Source organism: Fulvivirga ligni, assembly GCF_021389935.1.
GTDB classification, from domain to species: Bacteria; Bacteroidota; Bacteroidia; order Cytophagales; family Cyclobacteriaceae; genus Fulvivirga; species Fulvivirga ligni.
In genome coordinates this window covers 5,826,817-5,847,500 of the sequence record NZ_CP089979.1, presented here as the reverse complement: position 1 = coordinate 5,847,500, position 20,684 = coordinate 5,826,817, and the positions used below count along the sequence as shown (strand labels likewise).

17 protein-coding genes and 2 rRNA genes (1 of these 19 running past the window's edge) are annotated in these 20,684 nt (G+C 39.0%); 10 read left to right on the top strand and 9 right to left on the bottom strand.

Going from position 1 to position 20,684, the window contains the following annotated elements:
* The 4 genes from LVD16_RS24805 to LVD16_RS24790 all read left to right on the top strand — a co-directional run.
* Nucleotides 1–2,070 (top strand): 23S ribosomal RNA (locus LVD16_RS24805) (it extends 818 nt beyond the left edge of the window).
* Between the two features lie 72 nt (nucleotides 2,071–2,142).
* Nucleotides 2,143–2,254, top strand: a 5S ribosomal RNA gene (rrf, locus tag LVD16_RS24800).
* Nucleotides 2,255–2,374: 120 nt separating this feature from the next.
* Complete coding sequence (locus LVD16_RS24795; RefSeq protein WP_233770998.1) at nucleotides 2,375–5,104, top strand: DUF3352 domain-containing protein; 2,730 nt, start codon at nucleotides 2,375–2,377, stop codon at nucleotides 5,102–5,104.
* Between the two features lie 2 nt (nucleotides 5,105–5,106).
* A complete protein-coding gene (locus tag LVD16_RS24790) occupies nucleotides 5,107–6,729 on the top strand; it encodes a mechanosensitive ion channel family protein (protein WP_233770997.1) in 1,623 nt (540 codons plus the stop codon).
* A gap of 3 nt (nucleotides 6,730–6,732) precedes the next feature.
* Here the strand turns inward: LVD16_RS24790 and bioA are convergent, their stop codons facing one another.
* From bioA to LVD16_RS24770, 4 genes are all read right to left on the bottom strand, one after another.
* Nucleotides 6,733–8,004, bottom strand: a complete 1,272-nt coding sequence (gene bioA / locus LVD16_RS24785; protein ID WP_233770996.1) for an adenosylmethionine--8-amino-7-oxononanoate transaminase — start codon at nucleotides 8,002–8,004, stop codon at nucleotides 6,733–6,735.
* On the bottom strand, nucleotides 7,991–8,605 hold the full coding sequence (gene bioD / locus LVD16_RS24780) for a dethiobiotin synthase (protein WP_233770995.1): 615 nt from the start codon (nucleotides 8,603–8,605) through the stop codon (nucleotides 7,991–7,993). Before bioD ends, bioA begins: the two co-directional genes overlap by 14 nt.
* Complete coding sequence (locus LVD16_RS24775) at nucleotides 8,605–9,720, bottom strand: aminotransferase class I/II-fold pyridoxal phosphate-dependent enzyme (protein ID WP_233770994.1); 1,116 nt, start codon at nucleotides 9,718–9,720, stop codon at nucleotides 8,605–8,607. Before LVD16_RS24775 ends, bioD begins: the two co-directional genes overlap by 1 nt.
* Nucleotides 9,721–9,804: 84 nt before the next feature.
* Entirely contained in the window at nucleotides 9,805–10,665 is an 861-nt protein-coding gene (locus LVD16_RS24770; RefSeq protein ID WP_233770993.1) for an SDR family oxidoreductase, read from the bottom strand.
* Nucleotides 10,666–10,795: 130 nt separating this feature from the next.
* Here LVD16_RS24770 and LVD16_RS24765 point away from each other — a divergent pair, with 130 nt between their 5' ends.
* A complete protein-coding gene (locus LVD16_RS24765) occupies nucleotides 10,796–11,419 on the top strand; it encodes a chloramphenicol acetyltransferase (protein WP_233770992.1) in 624 nt (207 codons plus the stop codon).
* A gap of 100 nt (nucleotides 11,420–11,519) precedes the next feature.
* Nucleotides 11,520–11,999, top strand: coding sequence for a hypothetical protein (locus tag LVD16_RS24760; protein ID WP_233770991.1), 480 nt, complete (start codon nucleotides 11,520–11,522; stop codon nucleotides 11,997–11,999).
* A gap of 36 nt (nucleotides 12,000–12,035) precedes the next feature.
* Here LVD16_RS24760 and LVD16_RS24755 read toward each other — a convergent pair whose 3' ends face one another.
* Nucleotides 12,036–12,812, bottom strand: coding sequence for a hypothetical protein (locus tag LVD16_RS24755; protein ID WP_233770990.1), 777 nt, complete (start codon nucleotides 12,810–12,812; stop codon nucleotides 12,036–12,038).
* A 230-nt stretch (nucleotides 12,813–13,042) separates the two neighbouring features.
* Between LVD16_RS24755 and LVD16_RS24750 the strand changes: the two genes are divergently transcribed.
* Nucleotides 13,043–15,157, top strand: a complete 2,115-nt coding sequence (locus tag LVD16_RS24750; protein WP_233770989.1) for a tetratricopeptide repeat-containing sensor histidine kinase — start codon at nucleotides 13,043–13,045, stop codon at nucleotides 15,155–15,157.
* On the opposite strand, the gene LVD16_RS24745 is transcribed toward LVD16_RS24750, so the two are convergent.
* Nucleotides 15,149–16,288 carry a cystathionine gamma-synthase gene (locus tag LVD16_RS24745; RefSeq protein ID WP_233770988.1) on the bottom strand — a complete coding sequence of 380 codons (1,140 nt, stop codon included), beginning with the start codon at nucleotides 16,286–16,288 and terminating at the stop codon, nucleotides 15,149–15,151. The genes LVD16_RS24750 and LVD16_RS24745 overlap by 9 nt on opposite strands.
* A gap of 431 nt (nucleotides 16,289–16,719) precedes the next feature.
* Nucleotides 16,720–17,343, bottom strand: coding sequence for a nucleotide-binding protein (locus LVD16_RS24740; protein ID WP_233770987.1), 624 nt, complete (start codon nucleotides 17,341–17,343; stop codon nucleotides 16,720–16,722).
* 97 nt (nucleotides 17,344–17,440) lie between these two features.
* Between LVD16_RS24740 and LVD16_RS24735 the strand changes: the two genes are divergently transcribed.
* On the top strand, nucleotides 17,441–17,791 hold the full coding sequence (locus LVD16_RS24735) for an arsenate reductase family protein (protein ID WP_233770986.1): 351 nt from the start codon (nucleotides 17,441–17,443) through the stop codon (nucleotides 17,789–17,791).
* A gap of 3 nt (nucleotides 17,792–17,794) precedes the next feature.
* Here the strand turns inward: LVD16_RS24735 and LVD16_RS24730 are convergent, their stop codons facing one another.
* Both LVD16_RS24730 and LVD16_RS24725 read right to left on the bottom strand, forming a co-directional pair.
* The gene (locus LVD16_RS24730) at nucleotides 17,795–18,337 is read right to left on the bottom strand and encodes an HD domain-containing protein (protein WP_233770985.1); all 543 of its coding nucleotides are present in this window, start codon (nucleotides 18,335–18,337) and stop codon (nucleotides 17,795–17,797) included.
* Entirely contained in the window at nucleotides 18,334–19,491 is a 1,158-nt protein-coding gene (locus tag LVD16_RS24725) for a tetratricopeptide repeat protein (protein ID WP_233770984.1), read from the bottom strand. The genes LVD16_RS24730 and LVD16_RS24725 overlap by 4 nt, the downstream gene beginning before the upstream one ends.
* Before the next feature lie 115 nt (nucleotides 19,492–19,606).
* On the opposite strand from LVD16_RS24725, the gene LVD16_RS24720 reads away from it, so the two are divergent.
* Both LVD16_RS24720 and LVD16_RS24715 read left to right on the top strand, forming a co-directional pair.
* A complete protein-coding gene (locus LVD16_RS24720; RefSeq protein WP_233770983.1) occupies nucleotides 19,607–20,101 on the top strand; it encodes a nuclear transport factor 2 family protein in 495 nt (164 codons plus the stop codon).
* On the top strand, nucleotides 20,098–20,613 hold the full coding sequence (locus tag LVD16_RS24715; protein WP_233770982.1) for a SixA phosphatase family protein: 516 nt from the start codon (nucleotides 20,098–20,100) through the stop codon (nucleotides 20,611–20,613). Before LVD16_RS24720 ends, LVD16_RS24715 begins: the two co-directional genes overlap by 4 nt.
* Nucleotides 20,614–20,684: the final 71 nt, after the last annotated feature.

Genomic DNA, 20,684 nt, shown 5'->3' with positions numbered 1-20,684 from the left:
AACTGAGAAATAGCTCGTACTCCCCGAAATGCTTTTAGGAGCAGCGTGGAGGTTTATTCTAATAGAGGTAGAGCTACCAATAGGACTAGGGGGAGTCACATCCTACCAAATCCTGATGAACTCCGAATGCTATTAGATTTACTCTGCAGTGAGGGCAAGGGTGCTAAGGTCCTTGTCCGAAAGGGAAAGAACCCGGATCAACAGCTAAGGTCCCAAAATGTATACTAAGTTGAACTAAGGTCGTTCAGTTGCCGAGACAGCCAGGATGTTGGCTTGGAAGCAGCCATTCATTTAAAGAGTGCGTAACAGCTCACTGGTCGAGCGACAGAGCATCGATGATAATCGGGCATAAAGTATACTACCGAAGCTTTGGATTTGTCCTTATGGACAAGTGGTAGGGGAGCATTCCATCAGCGGCGAAGGTGTGGCGTAAGCCATGTTGGAGCGGATGGAAAAGCAAATGTAGGCATAAGTAACGATAAGGCGGGTGAGAAACCCGCCCACCGATAGACTAAGGTTTCCTGATCAACGCTAATCGGATCAGGGTTAGTCGGGACCTAAGGCGAACCCGAAGGGGGTAGTCGATGGACCATGGGTTAATATTCCCATACTACCGTTAACAGTGATGGAGTGACGGAGTAGTGAAAGGCTCGCGTACTGACGGAATAGTACGTTAAAGGGTGTAGGTATTGACGATATAGGCAAATCCGTATTGTTAGCTGAACCTGATAGTACCACAATCCTTCGGGAGCGTGGATAGTAGCCCTAATCAGACTTCCAAGAAAAACTTCTAAACTTATGTTAATGGTACCCGTACCGCAAACCGACACAGGTAGTCAAGGAGAGAATCCTGAGGTGCTCGAGTGATTCGTGGCTAAGGAACTAGGCAAAATGGCCCTGTAACTTCGGGAGAAGGGGCGCCTCCTCTGTTTCGGCAGAGAGGCCGCAGTGAAAAGATCCAGGCGACTGTTTAGCAAAAACACATGGCTATGCGAAATCGAAAGATGATGTATATGGCCTGACACCTGCCCGGTGCTGGAAGGTTAAGGGGGGGATGTTATCCTTCGGGAGAAGCATTGAACTGAAGCCCCAGTAAACGGCGGCCGTAACTATAACGGTCCTAAGGTAGCGAAATTCCTTGTCGGGTAAGTTCCGACCTGCACGAATGGTGCAACGATCTGGATACTGTCTCGGCCACGAGCTCGGTGAAATTGTAGTAGCGGTGAAGATGCCGCTTACCCGCAACGGGACGGAAAGACCCCATGAACCTTTACTATAGCTTAACATTGACATTGTGTAAATGATGTGTAGGATAGGTGGGAGACTTTGAAGCTGTGTCGCCAGGCATGGTGGAGTCATTGTTGAAATACCACCCTTTATTTACGTGATGCCTAATCTGTTTACAGAGACAGTGTTTGGTGGGTAGTTTGACTGGGGTGGTCGCCTCCAAAAGAGTAACGGAGGCTTTCAAAGGTTCCCTCAGCACGCTTGGTAACCGTGCGAAGAGCGCAATAGCATAAGGGAGCTTGACTGTGAGACCAACAAGTCGATCAGGGTCGAAAGACGGATATAGTGATCCGGTGGTTCCGTATGGAAGGGCCATCGCTCAAAGGATAAAAGGTACTCTGGGGATAACAGGCTGATCTCCCCCAAGAGCTCACATCGACGGGGAGGTTTGGCACCTCGATGTCGGCTCGTCACATCCTGGGGCTGGAGAAGGTCCCAAGGGTTGGGCTGTTCGCCCATTAAAGTGGCACGCGAGCTGGGTTCAGAACGTCGTGAGACAGTTCGGTCCCTATCTGTTGTGGGCGTAAGAAATTTGCGAGGATCTGTCCTTAGTACGAGAGGACCGGGATGGACTAACCTCTGGTGTACCGGTTGTGGTGTCAGCTGCATTGCCGGGTAGCTATGTTGGGAAGGGATAAGCGCTGAAAGCATCTAAGCGCGAAACCCACCTCAAGATGAGATTTCTTTATAAGGGACGTTAGAGACGATAACGTTGATAGGCTGCAGGTGTAAAGACAGGAATGTCAAAGCTGAGCAGTACTAATTACCCGTAAACTTTCTCTAGGGCCATTGGCCTTACCGAACAAGTTCGAGTTCTTAATTCTTTCATAATACTGTCAAAAATATTTAAGATTTTATGGTGACTCTAGCGTAGGTGTCCACCTCTTTCCATTCCGAACAGAGAAGTTAAGCCCTACAGCGCCAATGGTACTGCAATAACATGTGGGAGAGTAGGTCGTTGCCAGTTTTTATCAAAACCCTTACTAGCTTTAGTAAGGGTTTTTTTGTTTATACCACTCAGATATAGGCGTCAACATTCTGCTAAGTCTTGCATTTTCTATTAATTTGCAATAAAAGATTAATATCAGTGAAGAGAATAGCTCTTGTAGTAACCGTTCTTGTAATTATAGCTGCTTCAGCATATATATACATTCAAAAGGATTTTTTTAAAGGTAAGGTGGATCTCTGGGAAAAGATACCGGATAATGCGGTATTGGTTTTTGAATCTAGAAATCTGGTAGATAGATGGAACCATCTATTAGAAACTCCTATTTGGGAATCTTTCAATGAAATTGAAGAATTTCATAATATCAAATCCAGGCTTGAATTACTAGATAGCATTGGAGGGCATGATGGAAAACTTGATAAATTAATAAAGAATTCCAGTTCTCTGATTTCTTTACATGTTACTGGTAAAAACTCTTTTGATTATACTTATTACATTGACCTGACTACTAAGGAGAGTCAAAAGATTGCCTCTGAGATTGTGTCGGGTTTTGAGGCCGATGAAAGTATTATATCAAGTTCTAGAATTTATCAGGGGTTAAAACTATCGGAATTAAAGAAGGGTACTGAAACCTTTACTTATCTCATAGATAATAATGTATTTATTGGAAGCTTTACTCCATTTTTAGTTGAAGATGTGGTTAGGCTTATGAATGGTGATGTAAATTATAATTTCATCACTATGAATAAGGAGCTGACTAAAATGCCTAAGCTAGCTAAGGATGATGGCAATGTTTATATAAGTATTCCAAATTTCGCTCAGTTCATTAATATCTTTCAGGCTTCAAATGCTAAAGGTCAAGTGAAGAAGTTAAATCACTTCGGGAAATCTAGTTTTTTGGATGTATCTGTAGATGATGACAAGATCTTATTTAATGGGTTTTCAAATAGCTCTCCTGAGGATTTTCTGACTACGTTTCAGAACCAAGAGCCATCCTCCTCTAATATCAAATATTTTGTTTCAAATCAGACTACCAAGTTCCTTCAATACACACTGTCAGATCCTTCCGAATGGCATAGTAAGGTTCAAGAGTATTGGAAGAAATATGACGCTCAGTTTTTAACACAAAGAGCAAAATTTGAAAAAGAAAATGATTTTCAATTCTCAGATCTTTATCAATGGCTGGGCTCAGAGGTGGCGATAGCTTCTCTGCAATCTTTCAGCAATAGTGAAGCTTCAGAACTTGTGTATGTTAAGTATAAAGATGAAAATGAAGCTTTGAAGGACCTTAACAAGTTCGCGGAAACACTAGCGAAGGTCAATAATGATACGGTTTACACTGAGCAGTTTTCACTGTATAATATAAAGGAATTGGATGTATCTGAGTTTCCTCAATATGCCTTTGGGCCTGCGTTTAAAGGATTTGATGAATGTTTCTTTTCTTTCATAGATGAATATATCGTTTTTGGAAGTAACATTCAAGCCATAAAAAGTTTGATTACTGATATCGAAAATGAAAACACATGGGGCAGATCTGTTTCCTTCAACAAATTCATTGATAGTAATTTAGAAGAATCAAATATCAATTTTGTCTTTAGTACTGTGACTGGCTGGAATGATATGCTGGTAGGCTTAGAGTCGTCTTGGAAGGAGTTTGCTGAGAATAATAGTTATGTTATAAAAGGCTTTCGGTTAGGGTCTTTGCAATTTAGCCGGCTTGATGACAGCTTCTACACAAGTTTGGCCATGTCATTTGAAAAGCAAGAGCATATTGCTCAAAATCAATATGTAGAAGCATTATTGGCAGTGAATCATAGTGAGCCTATCATTAGCAAGCCATTTGTGGTTAAAAATCATGTTAGTAATACACTTGAAACCCTTATACAGGATTCGTCTTATGATATATCATTGATTTCAACGGAAGGAAAAGTTTTATGGTCGGATTCTATAGGTGAACCTATTGTTTCTGATGTGGAGCAGGTAGATTATTATAAAAATGGTAAGCTTCAGTATTTCTTTGCTACATCACATGGGTTACACATCATAGATAGATTGGGTAATTATATCGAAGGCTATCCTGTGAGGACCCAGGGAGATAATATACAATACGCTTCAGTTGTAGATTATGATAAGAGCTTGAGGTATAGATTTTTGGTAGCAACAGAAAGAGGCGATCTTTTTCTTTACAATAAAGAAGGTGTTACTCTAGAAGGATGGGCGCCACGAAAGATTACAGGTAAATTGGGTACAAAGCCTTTTCATTTGAGGGTAAGAGGAAGGGATTGTATTGTAGCGATTCAGCAGGATGGCGTCGTGAGTGTACTGAATAGACGAGGTGAAATGATGAAAGGATTTCCATTGAAACTTAATTCAAAAATGGAAACGCAACCTTTTATTCAATATGGTTCTGATTTTTCTAAGACTATTGTAACCACATTATCTAACGATGGAAAGTTGATCCAATTTAATTTGGAAGGAAAAGTGATGAGGACGGATCAGCTTTATCAGCCAAGCAGAGAAACAGTATTTCAGTTAGTACCTGATGCCTTAGGAAAAGATTATCTAATTTCCAGACAAGACATGGGAAGAGTTACTTTGCTCGATGCTGATCGTAAGGAGGTGCTTTCTAAGGATTACCTGAGCTCTGGTAAGTTGATCATCCAGTATTATAACTTTAGCCTAGATAATAAAATCTATGTGATTACAGACGAGCAGCAAGGCTTTACCTATATTTATGACCAGGCAGGCGAACTAGTTAATGCTCAGCCGCTTGATAGTGAGCATGAAATCGCCACTCTATTTTTTGAGAACACAAAGAAATACCACGTGTATAGCGTATCTGGTAATTCATTTAAAATCAGTGAGTTTTAATAATGAGAAAAATTAACCTTTCCCTTCTTTTTACATTTTTTATCGTTTTTATAAGTTTTGGACAGAGCGAAGATAGTGATCCGCTTGAGTACAGTCTGGCTACTCCTTATAATACTATTTACACCCATCTATACTTTTTGCAAGATGATAACAATCATCCTGAAATAGCTGCGAAGACTTTTAATCCTGAATTGGTAACTCAGAAGGAAGCGGAACGACTGGCTATAAAACTGAAACAAATACTTGATGGGGATGCCATTTACGTAGATTTAGATGAAGTGCCGCATGTTCCAAATTATGTGGATAGCCTTTCTAATAAATCCAGATATTACCTTACTAAGAAGTATCCTGACCTATATGTAGAGAAGGTGGGTAATAAATGGTACTTTTCTAAAAAGACCATTAGAGGTATTCCACAATGGCACAAGCAGGTGTATCCCTTCGGTACTGATAAGCTTCTGGAATTATTACCTTCTTTCGGTAGTAAAAAGGTAATGGGCTTATATGTGTGGCAAATGCTTGGGATACTTATTCTCATCGTGTTGGCTTTTGTGCTTCATAAATTATTCACCTTCCTTATTGAGAAGTTGATCATTCAATTGCTTCTTAGACTTGGGTATAAAAAGCTTGCTGATGAAGTGATTGTGCCGGTAGCCAGACCTATTAGTTTTCTAGTGATTTTCCCCTTACTCATTTTATTGGTACCAGTTCTTCAGCTACCAATCGCCATGAGCAAATATGTGATATTGGGCTTGAGAGCAATATGGCCAATATTCGCTATTGTCTTTTTATATAAGCTGGTTGACATTGTGAGTATTTACTTAGGAAAGCTTGCGGATAAGACTGAAAGTACGCTTGATGATCAATTGGTGCCTCTACTTAGAAAGGTGCTTAAGACTTTTGTGATTATTGTAGGTGGGTTGTTCATACTTGATAATCTCGAATTCGATATTACTGGTCTAATCGCAGGTTTATCTATTGGAGGTTTAGCTTTTGCTTTGGCTGCTCAAGATACCATTAAGAACTTCTTTGGCTCTCTTATGATTTTTGTAGACCGACCATTTCAGGTAGGGGACTGGATAACCAGTGGCAATGTAGATGGTACTGTGGAAGAAGTAGGTTTCCGATCTACCAGAATTAGAACATTTAGAAATTCTCTGATGTATATTCCAAACGGTATCATTACTAACCAAATGATTGATAATCATGGGTTAAGAGTTTATAGGCGCTTTATGACCAATATTGCTCTTACATATGATACGCCTCCAGAATTAATAGAAGTGTTTGTAGAGGGCCTGAAAGAGATTGTGAAGAAACACCCTGATACCAGAAAGGACTATTTTGAAATTCATTTTAATGACATGGCTGATTCTTCATTAAATGTTTTGTTTTATATCTTCTTTAAAGTGCCTAGCTGGTCAGATGAATTGAGAGCTCGACATGAGGTTCTGTTAGAAGTGGTGAGACTCGCAGAAGTACTAGGTGTGAACTTTGCATTTCCTACTCAGACTCTACATGTTGAGAGATTCCCCGAAAAGGAAGGCAACTCTCCACAATATACCAATGGTAGTCCTGAGCTAAAAGCTAAGCTGGAGCAATACCTGAATGGAAGAAAGGAGAAGTAGTCTTTAATCTAAAGATAAGAATTCCTCAATGGCTGAGTATATCTTATCCAGCTCTTCATTAGTGATAATGTAAGGCGGGATAAGGTATATTAAATTACCGAGTGGCCTCAGTAAAATGCCCTTATTTAGGAAAAAAGGGTAAAGCTTATTCCGCATTTCACTAAAATATGAGCTGTCTTTATCAGTATAGAATTCCAACGCCAATATGGTGCCTTTGGATCTGATATCTCTGATTTTTGAATTGCCAGTATGCTTGTCTCTAAAGGTCTTATGTTTATCAGATATTCTTTCGATATTCTGCATACAGCTTTCCTCCATTAACAAATCGAAGCTAGCATTAGCTGCGGCACAAGCAATGGGGTTAGCTGTAAATGAGTGGCCATGAAGAAAGGTTTTGTATAAATCTTCTGATTTGAATGCATTGAGTATTTTCTCAGTGCAGGATGTAACTCCTAATGCCATAGCCCCACCAGTTAGCCCTTTAGAAAGACAAAATATATCAGGCTTGTTTTGGAGATGATCGCAAGCGAATAGTTTTCCGGTTCGGCCAAAGCCGGTCATTACTTCATCAGTGATGCATAAGACCTGATTTTTCTGGGCATAAGCAATAAGTTGATCTAGTAGTTCTGCGCTATACATTCTCATACCTGCGGCTCCCTGAACGATGGGCTCGAATATAAAGGAGGCTATCTCTTGAGTGTCGATTAAGCTTTTGAAATGCTTAAGCACCTCAGCTTCATTATCAGCAGTAGGAAAATCAATAAACTCAACATCGAAGAGGTGCTTTGTAAAAGGCTTGGTGAAGTCCCCACGTTCCCCAACTGACATGGCCCCAAATGTATCTCCATGGTATGCACCATCTATGGCTATAACCTTAGGTCTGATATCATTTTTATTATACCAGTATTGGAAACTCATTTTTAAGGCTACTTCCACTGCCGTGCTACCGTTATCAGAATAGAATATTTTATCCTGATTGCCAGGTAATATACTTAATAAGTTCTCTGCGAGTGTAATGGCTGGTTTGTGACTGAAGCCAGCAAAGATAACGTGCTCTAATGCATTGGCCTGTCTGGCAATTGCTTTTGTAATATGCGGGTGAGCATGTCCGTGAAGATTTACCCACCAGGAAGATACGGCATCTAGAATTTTCGAGCCATCTTCGGTGATAAGATAGGCTCCTTCACCAGATTCAATATATAAAGGATCATCTACTCCTAATAAAGGTGTAAACGGGTGCCAAATACTTTTTTTATCTCTTTCAATCCAATTCATCCCAATTCTTTTTTAATTCAGCAGCATACCTTTTGATAACGGCACCGTCTATGACATTTTCTTCAGAGATGTGTAATAAGCATGGAGCGCTAGTATGGCTCATAATGATGTCTTTGGTAGACTTTACATCCGGACCATTAAAAATGATACCTCTAAGCTTGATGCCTCTAGATTTAATTGCTTCTAGTGATAACAAAGTGTGATTAATACTTCCCAGATAAACGTTGGCAATCAATATTAATTCCGCTTTAAAATGAGGAATGAGATCAATCATTTTCTCAGTTTCGTTAAGCGGAACAAGTAGTCCGCCAGCGCCTTCAATAAGAAGGTTGTTCTGAGTAAGAGGGCATTTAAGGTTATTAATGCTTAGCCTAATATTATCTACTTCTGCCGCATAATGTGGAGAAGCTGGTGTTTTTAGATAATAGGCTTCAGGATGCACTTTAACCCTATCTCCTAACCAATTTCTAATGGTGTTACTATCGGTGGGTTCTCCGGCTTGAATAGGTTTCCAGTAATCTGCCTTAAGAGCTTGCGTTAAAATAGCTGACGCAAGCGTTTTCCCACTGTCCGTCCCGATGGCTGATACGAAATAATTCATTATAATGCTGCTAAGCTATCAATCAAAAGGGAGATTTCATCAGATGTGTTGAAAGAATGTATGCAAATGCGCAATCTTTCAGAACCTTTTTTTACAGTAGGAGAAAGAATTGCTCTCACGTCAAGTCCTTTTTTCTGAAGTTGTTCAGCTGCCGCTCGTGCTGCTTGATTCCCTTGTATGATAATGCCTTGAATAGGGTGGTTGCTAGGGAGTGATTCTAGTCCGGAAATTTTCTGAATCTGTTCTTTATAGAATCTTATGTTATTTTCTAGCTTCTGTTTATGACTATTGTTTGAATTCAGGTAATCAAAAGACGCATCAATAGCCGCAATTTGATGTGGAGAAGGTGCAGTAGTATAAATAAATGGTCTGGCAAAATTCACGGTATAATCTATGAGTGTTTGTGAACCTGCAAGAGCTGCGCCGTGTATACCCATGGCTTTACCAAATGTATAAATTCGAGCGAAAATTTTATTGTGAAGGTTTAATGTGCCTGCCAATCCATTGCCGTTGTTGCCCAAGATTCCAGTGCTGTGAGCCTCATCCAAGATGATTTCAGCTCCGGTTTTTTCGGCTAGGTCTACAATATCTTTTAATGGGCATTCGTCTCCATCCATAGAGTATATTGACTCTGCTACTATGAAAACCTGTCCAGTGGCCTTTGATATTTTTTTTCGTAGATCATCTATATCATTGTGCTTAAAGCTATATCTATTGGCCAGGCTAAGTCGAGCACCATCTTTGATGCAAGCATGAGATTTTTCATCGTAAATGATAGTGTCGGATTTTTGAGGTATGGATGAAAGCACCGCCAGATTAGCATTGTAACCAGAATTGAATATTAATGCCTTTTCGGATTTAAAAATATCTGCTAATTTGTTTTCCGTATTCTCTATATGAGAAGAGTTACCAGAAAGCAGACGTGAGCCAGCAGCACCATTCTTTTTAATGATATCAGCACGCTCTTGAATCATGGAGAAGAGTTCAGTAGATCTTGCTAATCCCAGATAATCATTTGAGCAGAAATCAACTAGTCCTGATGGCGTGATCAATTGTCTAAATGACTTCTGATCTTTTCTTAATTGTAATTGTTGTGCTAATCTTTTTTCAAGCATGCAATAAAGAATGTGTCGAGGTACAAATATAGAAAATGCTCAGCCGAAGGATCGACTGAGCATTAAATATGATGTTAAATGATGTTATTTTTTAGCTCTGTTTTTTTCTAATTCGTCCCACATGTCCTGCGGTACGGCCTCCAATCCATTGAATTCACCAGCTCCGATTAGCCATTCTCCACCATCTATGGTAATTACCTCGCCATTTACATAGGCTGAGTAATCAGACATTAGATAAGCAGCCAGGTTCGCCAATTCTTGGTGTTCACCAAAACGTTTAAGAGGAATTCTTTTTAATGGATCAATTTGCTCAGCCACATCTCCAGGAAATAATCTTTTCCATGCACCTTCTGTGGGGAATGGCCCAGGGGCAATGGCATTTGAACGAATATTATACTTTGCCCATTCTACCGCTAGAGATCGCGTTAAAGCTAGTACACCTGCCTTAGCACAAGCCGAGGGTACAACGTATCCTGATCCGGTCCAGGCATAGGTGGTTACAATATTCAGGAAAGTACCAGTCTGCTTTTTCTCTATCCAGTTTTTGCCTGTGGCTAAAGTGAAATTATAGGTGCCTCGAAGTACAATATCAACCACTATATCAAAAGCTCGATGGGATAATCTCTCTGTAGGACTTATGAAGTTCCCTGCCGCATTATTGAGCACGCCGTCCACCTGGCCAAATTTCTCTTCAGTGGTTTTTAATACATTTTCTATTTCATTGTAGTTTCTGATATCACAGGCTATGGGTAATACTTTACCTCCAGTTTCGTCTTCTAGTTCTTGAGCTGCCTGATCTAAAACTTCTTGTTTTCGGCTGGAAATCACCAGATTAGCTCCAAGTTCTAAAAAATATTTGCCCATAGATCGGCCTAAACCGGTACCTCCACCAGTAACTATAATGGTTTTTCCTTTTAATGATTCAGGTTTTAACATTCCTTGCATAGCGTATTCATTGGTTTAGTATAAAGATAGTTAACAGATGGTCATATAATGCTTTCATATATTTTTTTGTTAGCGGAAGAATTGAAAAGATGAATGAGATGTATATATTCAGTTGATAGAAGATAAAGACATGACACGTAGACTAGATATCAATACCTGGAATAGGAGAGAGCATTTTCAGTTTTTTAGAAGCTTTGATGAACCGTTTTTTGGTGTTACTGTAGAGCTGGATTGCACTAAGGCTTACTCTGTGGCTAAGAAAGAGGGGTTTTCTTTTTTTCTGTACTATCTCCATAATTCATTAGTTGTGGCCAATAGCATAGAGGAGTTTAAATATAGAATTGACGGTGACTCAGTGCTTGTTTTCGATCAGGTGCATGCTTCCCCCACTATTAATAGGGAAAACGGAACATTTGGTTTTGCTTATATTGATTTCTATGATGATTACATGGAATTTCAAAAGAAGGCCAAGGAGGAGATTCAGCGTGTTCAAAGTACTTCAGATCTTATTCCATCTACCTCATCTGAAAATGTTATTCACTATTCTTCACTACCATGGCTGAACTTTACCTCTATTTCTCATGCCAGAAGTTTCTCTCACCAGGACAGCTGCCCTAAAATATCTTTTGGTAAACTTCACTTGAAGGATGGTAAGCACATCATGCCTATGTCAATACACGTTAATCATGCTTTAATGGATGGATTTCAGGTAGGGCAGTATGTGGAGAGATATCAGGAGTTGTTGAATAGGTAATAAATCTCAGTGTAAATTTATTTATTATAAATGTAAATATTATACGAAATAATTATCGTAATATTACTTCTATAATTGACTGAATGGCTTGTAAGAAGCTATGAAAACCAAATTACTAATCTTGACAAGTCTTTGCCTGCTTATGGTTATAGGATGTGGCGATGACGACAATGCCGAAGTAGATATACTTATGAACGGCAAGTGGGTGCTTAATAGTGGCTCCAGAAGTGAAGAACTCATCTTCAGTAGAGACCGTACTTTTGTGCTTAATCTCCAAATTCCTTTGGAGTATAATCCTTATGAATTATTGTCATCTCAGCTTAGTGGGCACTGGATGCTTGAAAATGATGAGATTACTTACTCCTCTGTAACTATTTTATATGATCTGAATGATGGTGAATTAATATTAACTTCAGAACCTCCAGGGGATCATGGGATACTGTTGACCGATCTGGATTTAGGTACAGTTGTGGATCATAGAACTGAGGTCAATGAGAATCATATTGCAAGTATAACCTCAAATGAGTTGGTTTTAGAAAGGGAAGGTAAAACATTTACCTATACGAAAACCACAAGATAAAAATAAGGGCTGATGAATTTCATCAGCCCTTATTCTTTAATTTCCTCTTCTGGAAGATCTTTCTGATCCTCTATTAGATGATCGGCTACCAGATGATCTATCAGATCCGCCTCTGTGACTATCGCCTCTGGAAGTGGATGTCCTACCAGAGCTGCTACCGTGAGATGAAGAACCTCTACTTACTGTGCTAGTTCTACCAGAACTGTTTCTTCCTGAGCTGTTGCTATGATGGTTTTCATATTTACTTCTATCATAGTTTCTTCCTCTTCTTTCAGGAGTACTTGTACGAGCTCTCGTCTGGCTTCTAGGTGCAGGTCTTGATTCTACTCTAGCTCTACCTTGAGGTGCAGGATTTCTATATACTACTCTTGTTCTCGGTTGTCTGTAAACTACTCTTGTAGCAGGTCTACTATAAATCACATGATTATGGCCATGGTGATGGTGTGCATGACAGTTATTATAATGGCTATTGTAATAATTGCTGTAGAATCCGCAGTAGCTACCGCAGATATGATCATGCAGTGGGTAATAATCAACGTATTCTCTTCTTACTACATGACCATAGTTATCAAGTCTTAGTTCTACAAAGAAATCGTTCTGTTGTAGTATTACATCAAAGAATAATTGTCCATGAACGTATTGACGCTTAGTGTGTACCCACTCATAACCATGGTAATGATCAAAAACTAGTGATGAAACTCTATGAGGTACTCCCCAACTATGAGATACGCCAAAAGAGGCTATAAAAGTCTGAGCTTGACTATGCAATGAAATTCCTATCATGAACACAGCTATAAGTAATAATTTTTTCATGGCATTTACTGTTTGATTACGATAGGCATTAATCAAGGATGGTGCCAAACTCGGAAAATAAATTGTAATTAATTGTAAATCAATAAGTTAATTTCAATATTTGTGATGCTATATTTTATGTGATTTAAGTCATAGGGCTTAAATCAATGCCGTATTTTAAGGGATATTATTATCATATTAGATACTTTTGTATGGCGGAGAGATAGGTGGCTCAGAAGTTTTAAAATCAGATGAAAAAGGTATTAGTTTTATTTGTTCTTTTATTCGTATCAGCCTTAAGTCACGCTCAGAACCTGGGCAGCATTGATAGTTTAACCTCATTAATTAAATCAGCATCTGAAGATGAGCAGAAGGTTGATGTTTATAATGAGTTGGCCTGGGAATACCGGAAGTCTTTTCCTGACAGCACACTTTTCTATACAGACAAGGCCATTGAAATAATATCTTCTCAGCCCAAAACTGCCCTCAATAATTTCTCAAAAGCCTATAACTATCAAGGAGTAGCCTATTACTATAAAGGGGATCAAATAAAAGCGTTTGATTTCTATACACTTGCCGCAGAGGAAGGTTTAAATTATGGAGACTCATCTCAATACGCCCATGCCTTAAATAACCTTGGGCGTTTGTTCATGACTCAGGGAGATTTTTTAAAGTCCTATGATTATTACCATCGTGCTAAGAAAATATTTGAAGAGTTAGGGGACAGGCAGGGATTAGGATACAGTTATAAAAGTCTGGCAGAGCTGTATGAACAGCATGAGAATTACACGAAAGCTTTAGAGATGTCTTCTCTAACATTGGCTATTCGGAGGGAATTCGGAAATCTGACAGGTCAAATATCCATATTGAAAGAGATGGCGGAGATTAATCAGCAGATGGGTGATTATCAGGAGTCTCATGATTACTATTTTGAAGCGTTAAGCAAATCAGAGTTGTTGGGTGATGCCATTAGTTCAGCCGGTATAGAATTAGGTATTGCTGATCTTTACTTTGTGCAAGGGAAATATGACAGTAGCCACACCTACGCTAATAAGGCCTTAAGAACATCAGAAATGTCTGGAAATGAGAATCTTAAGGTGAGGGTTCGACTCTTGATGGCTAAGATTTTGTATAAAAGATCAGCATATTCAGAAGCTGAAAAAGTTTTAAGAGAAATAGTGGTTGACTCCAGCGATTTGGCTGTGAATGCTGAAATCTACGAGTACCTTGCTCTTATCTGTAAAAACAGAGATGATGATGGATGCGCTCTCGATAATTTTAAAAAATATCATGCGCTCAATGGTAAGCTAAACGATGCCGCTATGGCGCGTAACATAGAGAGAATGGAAGCTCGATTAGAGCTGGAGAAAAGGGAAAAAGAAAATGAGCTTTTGAAAACACTACAAGCCCGGGACCAGGCCTTAATTGATCGACAAAGACTGGCTAATATAGTGCTAGTGGCTGTGATTGCTACTGCGCTTTTTCTAATCATTATTTTATGGTTAACAGGTAAGAAGAGGAGAGCTATTAATGAAAGTCTGGAGCAGAAGAATAAGGAGATTGTGCAGCAGCAAAATGAAATTGAAAGCCAGAATGAAAAAATAAATCATCAGAACGATCAGCTAAGAGATCAGAATAAGAATTTGCTCACTTTAAACAATGAGAAGGACACCCTGATTAACGTGGTGGCGCATGATTTGAAATCACCTTTTGCGAGAATCCAGGGGTTGGCTCAGGTTTTAGGACGTACTGAACTGAATGAGGAGCAGCAGTCATTGCTTAAGATGCAGTTGGAGGTAGCCAAATCTGGTTTAGACCTGATTAAAGATCTATTAGAAATCAATGCTTTTGAAGATGATAGAGATCTGGATGAGGTGAAGCTGGTGAATATTAACGAGTTGCTCACTGAAAAGTATCATGGCTTTGTGGCTGATGCCGAGACCAAAAATGTATCACTTCAAGTACATTTGCCAGAAGAGGAAATTGAAGTTCGCTCAGGAAGACTTTATCTATCCAGAATATTGGATAATCTGCTATCCAATGCCATTAAATTCTCAATTTCTAATACAAAGGTAATCTTGAGTGCAGCCAGAGATGCAGATTTCTTCGTGATATCAGTAAAAGACTTTGGTCAGGGTTTTAGCGAAAGCGACAAAAAGAATTTGTATAAGAAATTTACTAAGCTTAGTGCAAGGCCTACCGCAGGAGAAAGTTCTAATGGCTTAGGTTTAGCGATAGTTAAAAACCTGGTTGACAAATTAGGAGGTGAGATAATACTCATTTCAGAATATGGAAAAGGCAGTGAGTTCGTTCTGAAATTTCCCACTGCCCTTTCTTCAATTAAAGGAAATCAAAGCTTAGGCTAAAGCTGCTTTTAAATCAGCTATTAGATCTTCAACCTCTTCTATTCCTACACTTAATCTTATTAAAGAGTCTAGTAAGCCTATTTTAAGTCGCTCCTCTCTTGGTATGCTGGCATGTGTCATGGTAGCAGGGTGATTTACCATTGATTCTACCCCACCAAGTGATTCTGCTAAAGAAAAGAATCTAAAGCTTTCCATAATTCTGAAGGCTTCAGCTTTATTATCTCCTTTTAGTGTAAAAGAGATCATACCTCCGAAGTCTTTCATCTGTTTTTTTGCAATCTCATGATTAGGGTGAGATTCAAACCCTGGCCAATAAACATTTTCTACTTTCGGGTGATCTTTCAGGAATTCCGCAACTTGTTTGCCGTTCTCGCAGTGACGCTGCATTCTTATATGTAAAGTTTTTATACCTCTCAGTACCAAGAAGCTGTCTTGCGGTCCGGGAGTGGCACCACAGCTGTTTTGAATAAAGGAAAGATCCTGGTTGAGCTTATCATCATTTACCACTAAAGCTCCCATAACCACGTCTGAGTGACCACCTAAATATTTGGTTACAGAGTGCATAACTATGTCAGCACCCAGGTCTAGTGGATTTTGTAAATAAGGAGTAGCAAATGTGTTGTCAACTGCTAATAGCAAGTTCTTTTTCTTAGCTAAAGCAGCTACGGCTTCAATATCTATGATGTTCATCATAGGGTTAGTAGGTGTCTCTACCCAGATGAGTTTGGTGTTTTCGTTCACTAATTCTTCAATAGAATCAGCTTTTTCCATACTTACAAAGTGGAATTTGATTTTATACTTAGCGAAAACTTTAGTGAATAGTCGGTAAGTGCCACCATAAAGGTCATTGGCTGCTATTACTTCATCTCCAGGGTTTAGAAGTTTAATAACCGCATCAATAGCAGCTAAACCTGATGAAAAACAAAGGCCGTGCTGTCCATTTTCTAGTGCAGCAATGCTTTTTTGAAGCGCATCTCTGGTAGGGTTTTGGGTTCTGGAATATTCGTATCCTTTATGATCTCCAGGTGATGCTTGCACATAGGTGGAAGTCTGGAAAATAGGTGTCATAATAGCACCTGTAGAAGGATCAGGCTCTACGCCTGCATGTATTGCTTTGGTTCCAAATTTCATAAGCGTAATATCAGATTTGATAAAAAACGTTTACAAAACTAGGGTTTTCAAGTAAGAGAAAGGCTATATTTTAATATTGATTATTAGTGTTTTTGTTTGCTCCAATAATCTTCCAGACTTACTTTCCAGTTAGGCTTATTCTTAAGGTATAAAACGGTGTTTAAAAGCATTTTATCTTCGGAAGAATGAGTGCCTAGGGTATCTAATGTTTCTCTAATTATATAGTAGAGTGTGTCTGAAAAATTAGCACCTTCAGATTCGCCAAGAGCTACTAAAAGCTCTACGAGCTTTTCTTTAGTAGGGGCTTCCTGCGTTTCAGTGCTAGCGGTAGGTTGATCTTTTTTTTAAGCCTTCTGGAGTAACCAGAGATGAGGCTTCTTGTTTAAGAAAGGCGTCTAGGTCGGAAAGAGGGTTTTTTCTTTTAGCCATGGTTACAATTCTTTAATAATTGCCTGGGTGATGTTCATGTATTCTTTTTCAGCTAAAATGGTGCTGAAATTCACATAAAGGTTCTTTTGTGGTACTGCTACGTCTAAGATTTTAGCATCCAGGTTGCTCATGGCTTCCTGAATGGTTTTACTCTTAGTCATACTGTGAATCCTGTTGGGGAGAATCAGAATTTTAAGGTTCTGATTAAGCTCTTTTGCAGGAGATAAATCGGTAACAGTTTGGTAAGTAACCAGTAAATCGTTTTGAGTTAAGCTGGTGGGTACTATCACAGCATCGCTTTCCAGACATAACTTCTTTATGCCTTCGTCTGTGGGCTTACCTGCACTGTCTACTATAATATAGTTATACCCTTTTTCTGCTTTAAGGTTTTTTATTTCTTCGGCAATTTCTTCGTCTTTAGACCCCATGATCTCAAAAAGAGACTTGCCATTAGCGCCAGATTTATACACCTCCATTTTCCTTAAAGTACTAAGGGTATAGTTAGTGTCAGTTTCTATTAAGGCTACGTTATGCCCAAGATTATGGAGCATTGTGGCTAAGTTAATAGCGTTGGTGGTTTTACCTGTCCCCCCTTTTCTGCTTACAAAGGATATTACTTTACTCATTAGGCTAAAAATAATTATAGCTTTGATTAAAACCAAATAACTATTTGGCTTGATAATCAGATGCCTTAGCTTTGATGCGAAAAGCTAATAAATAAAAATGAAAAAAGTATATTATTTATCTACCTGCGACACTTGCAAAAGGATCATTAAGGAGCTTGAAATAGGTGATGAGTTTGAGTATCAAGACATTAAAACTGAGAAAATTACTGAAAAGCAAATAGAAGATATGAAAGCTTTGGCAGGCAGCTATGAGGACCTTTTTAGCAGAGTGGCTAGAAAGTATAAGGAGCTGGGGCTGAAAGAAAAGCAGCTAACCGAAGAGGATTACAAAGCTTATATTTTAGAAGAATATACATTTCTGAAAAGACCAGTATTCATAATTGATGGAGAAATATTTATAGGTAACTCCAAAAAGAATGTGGCAGCTGTGAAAGAAAAGATAGGTTAATTATCAACCTATCTTGAGCTCTTCTTTGTGAGGCTTTAAAGCTTCTATAATAAAATCTATGTGTTCTTTCATGGGTACGTCGAGCATGTCAGCTCCGGCCTGCACTTCATCTCGTTCTACTTTTGCGGCAAAGCTTTTTTGCTTCAGCTTCTTAATCACAGACTTGGAATTCAGTGTGTTAATACCTTCGGGCCTTACCTGGCAGCAGGCAATGATAAACCCTGTAAGTTCATCACAAGCAAGTAAAGCTTTGTCCAGTGTGTTAGTATAGGATACACCCCATTTGGTGTAGTGAGCAGAGATAGCATGTGCAATCTTCGTTTCCCCCATTTCATTCAACTGATTTACTATTACATTCGGATGTTCTTCAGGGTGTTTTTCATAGTCAGCGTCATGTAGGAGACCTGTTACAGCCCATTCTTCTTCATCTTCACCTAACTTCTGTGCGTAGGCTCGCATCACTATTTCTACACTCCGCGCATGTCTAAGCAAACTTTCACCTTTCGTAAGGTCGGTTAATATAGATTGAGCTTCTTCTATGGTCATATCTGTACTTTCGCTTTTCTGAGTTTCATAAATACAATAACTCCACCAAGTAGTATAATAACGCCCATTACACTGAGTAGAATAACGATTCTGCTGTTTTTTATCTGCAATGAGTTGATGGCATCTTGCTGGCGCAGTACTTCTAGTTGTTTTTCTTTTTGCTGCAGTTCAATGGCCACCTCTAACTGAGCTAGTTTTTTGCTGCTTTCTTCGGTGTATAGGATGTCCTTAATCTTATCATAATTAAGACGTGTTTTGTAAGCCATTTCAAATTTATTCTGAGCAGCATAAACTTTTGACAAACCTTCATAAATGAGCTCAAGGATGGGGTAGGCACTGATGGAATCAGCTAACTTTTCTGATTCTAAAAAGGTATTCTCGGCCTTTGCAAGTTGACCTTGGGCCAGTTGTGTAGATGCTATATTGCTTAATGCCTGAGCCTGGCCTAGCAGATTTTTCCCCTTCACTTCAACGGCCAGAGATTTTTCATAATATGATATAGCTTGGTCATAGTCCTTATTGTAGAAATAGATATTACCAATGTTATTCAGCGGGTTTGATGTAGTGAAACTAAGCCCTAATCTATCTGATAATACAATGGCCTTGTTGAAATACTCCAGGGCTTGCTGTTCTTTACCGTTGTCATTATAGGCATTACCTATGTTGTTAAGTGCTCCCACTAACCTTTTCTCATCACCAAGCGTTTTGAAAATTTCATAAGATTCTACGAAATAGATAAGGGCCTTATCGTAATCTCCTCTTAAAGAATAAACGGTACCCAAGTTATTCATGGTAGAAGCTTCCGCCTTTTGGTCATTAATCTCATCGCTTATGCGTAATGACTCAATGTAAAATTCTACCGCACGCGCATAGACACCTTGGTTTTTGTAGATTATACCTAAGTTATTTAAAGCAGCGGCTTTTCCTTTCGGGTAATCAATTTCGGTAGCTAGCTCTAATGCAGAAGTGGCGTATTCCAATGCTTGTTCAGGGTTGAGCTGGTTGTGAACTATGAATAGTTCATTGAGTACATTTACTCTGTCTTTTCCCTTCGCATCTTTAAGTTCTAATTCAAGGCTGTCAAGATATTGGCCGTGAGCCCATGTAGAAAAGAAGGATAGAATGATTAAAATAAAGCCGGAAATACGTAACATGGAATTAAGGTTTAGCAAAGTAAAGTTAACATTATAATTCACATTCCAACAGCGCCACTTTACCTCTTGTGTAATTCAAATTCAATAAGTTAAAAGCATATTGTAATTTCATAATATGAAAAAGATCATCTTAATATTATTAGCAAGTCTGTGTTTTGCTAGTAGCTATAGTCAGGATAAAGCGGCAGAGGAGCAGGAAGTATTAAAAGTTATAGATGCACTATTCACAGGCATGAAAGAAGCCGATAGTGCTATGGTGCACTCAGCTTTTGTGGATACTGCGCGTATGTACACTGCTTTTACAGATAGAAATGGAAAACCTGTGTTGTCTAAAGGTAATTTGGATGAGTTTTTATCTGCCGTAGGCACACCACATGATGTAGATTACAACGAAGAGATTTGGGGTGCCGAAGTAAGAATAGATGGCCCTTTGGCTCAAGTATGGACTAAATATGCCTTTTACGCCGGGAATAAATTTAGCCATTGTGGCGTAGACGCTTTTCATTTATTTAAGTCAGAAAAGGGCTGGAAAATTTTTGTGATAACAGACACTAGAAATTGGCAAAACTGTAAAGTGCCAGATGATATTCAAGCTAAATACAAAGAATGAAGAAGCTCATACTATTCCTTTTAATTTCATTTTCGTTTGGGGCTGCCTCAGCTCAAGATGGAATTACCACCATTATTTTAGTGCGTCATGCTGAAAAGGGGAATGATGGTACGAAGGATCCTGATTTAAATACGGCCGGTATTCAAAGAGCCGAGGCCCTGCTGGAATTCCTTAAACATACAGAGCTGGATGCTATTTACTCCACTGAATATAAGCGCACTGTCAATACTGTGCAGAAGGTGGCAGTGGATCATCAACTAAAAATAACAAGTTACAATCCCTTTGACATCGAGTCGTTTACTAAGCAGCTTATGAAAGAAGGAGGGAAAACTATTTTGGTTGTGGGCCATTCTAACACCATTCCGAATACAATAAATGCACTTATTGGAAAGGAAAAATACCAGCAGCTAGATGATGCAGACTATGATAATCTGTATGTTGTCACAGTATCTGAAGGTGGTGAAAAAGTGAAAGTATTGGAGTTTCAATATGGTTCACCATCAGGTATTTAAGAAAATCTTCGAAATATAAATCTCTTTTATCTGTAACCTTCGCTTATCTGGTTCGTTTTCATTATTGTTTC

Excerpts from the sequence above, each read along its gene's own strand:
- LVD16_RS24790 (WP_233770997.1), top strand. The coding sequence starts at position 5,107 with ATGAGAAAAATTAACCTTTCCCTTCTTTTTACATTTTTTATCGTTTTT.
- bioA (WP_233770996.1), bottom strand. The coding sequence starts at position 8,004 with ATGAATTGGATTGAAAGAGATAAAAAAAGTATTTGGCACCCGTTTACA.
- bioD (WP_233770995.1), bottom strand. The coding sequence starts at position 8,605 with ATGAATTATTTCGTATCAGCCATCGGGACGGACAGTGGGAAAACGCTT.
- LVD16_RS24775 (WP_233770994.1), bottom strand. The coding sequence starts at position 9,720 with ATGCTTGAAAAAAGATTAGCACAACAATTACAATTAAGAAAAGATCAG.
- LVD16_RS24770 (WP_233770993.1), bottom strand. The coding sequence starts at position 10,665 with ATGCAAGGAATGTTAAAACCTGAATCATTAAAAGGAAAAACCATTATA.
- LVD16_RS24765 (WP_233770992.1), top strand. The coding sequence starts at position 10,796 with ATGACACGTAGACTAGATATCAATACCTGGAATAGGAGAGAGCATTTT.
- LVD16_RS24760 (WP_233770991.1), top strand. The coding sequence starts at position 11,520 with ATGAAAACCAAATTACTAATCTTGACAAGTCTTTGCCTGCTTATGGTT.
- LVD16_RS24755 (WP_233770990.1), bottom strand. The coding sequence starts at position 12,812 with ATGAAAAAATTATTACTTATAGCTGTGTTCATGATAGGAATTTCATTG.
- LVD16_RS24750 (WP_233770989.1), top strand. The coding sequence starts at position 13,043 with ATGAAAAAGGTATTAGTTTTATTTGTTCTTTTATTCGTATCAGCCTTA.
- LVD16_RS24745 (WP_233770988.1), bottom strand. The coding sequence starts at position 16,288 with ATGAAATTTGGAACCAAAGCAATACATGCAGGCGTAGAGCCTGATCCT.
- LVD16_RS24740 (WP_233770987.1), bottom strand. The coding sequence starts at position 17,343 with ATGAGTAAAGTAATATCCTTTGTAAGCAGAAAAGGGGGGACAGGTAAA.
- LVD16_RS24735 (WP_233770986.1), top strand. The coding sequence starts at position 17,441 with ATGAAAAAAGTATATTATTTATCTACCTGCGACACTTGCAAAAGGATC.
- LVD16_RS24730 (WP_233770985.1), bottom strand. The coding sequence starts at position 18,337 with ATGACCATAGAAGAAGCTCAATCTATATTAACCGACCTTACGAAAGGT.
- LVD16_RS24725 (WP_233770984.1), bottom strand. The coding sequence starts at position 19,491 with ATGTTACGTATTTCCGGCTTTATTTTAATCATTCTATCCTTCTTTTCT.
- LVD16_RS24720 (WP_233770983.1), top strand. The coding sequence starts at position 19,607 with ATGAAAAAGATCATCTTAATATTATTAGCAAGTCTGTGTTTTGCTAGT.
- LVD16_RS24715 (WP_233770982.1), top strand. The coding sequence starts at position 20,098 with ATGAAGAAGCTCATACTATTCCTTTTAATTTCATTTTCGTTTGGGGCT.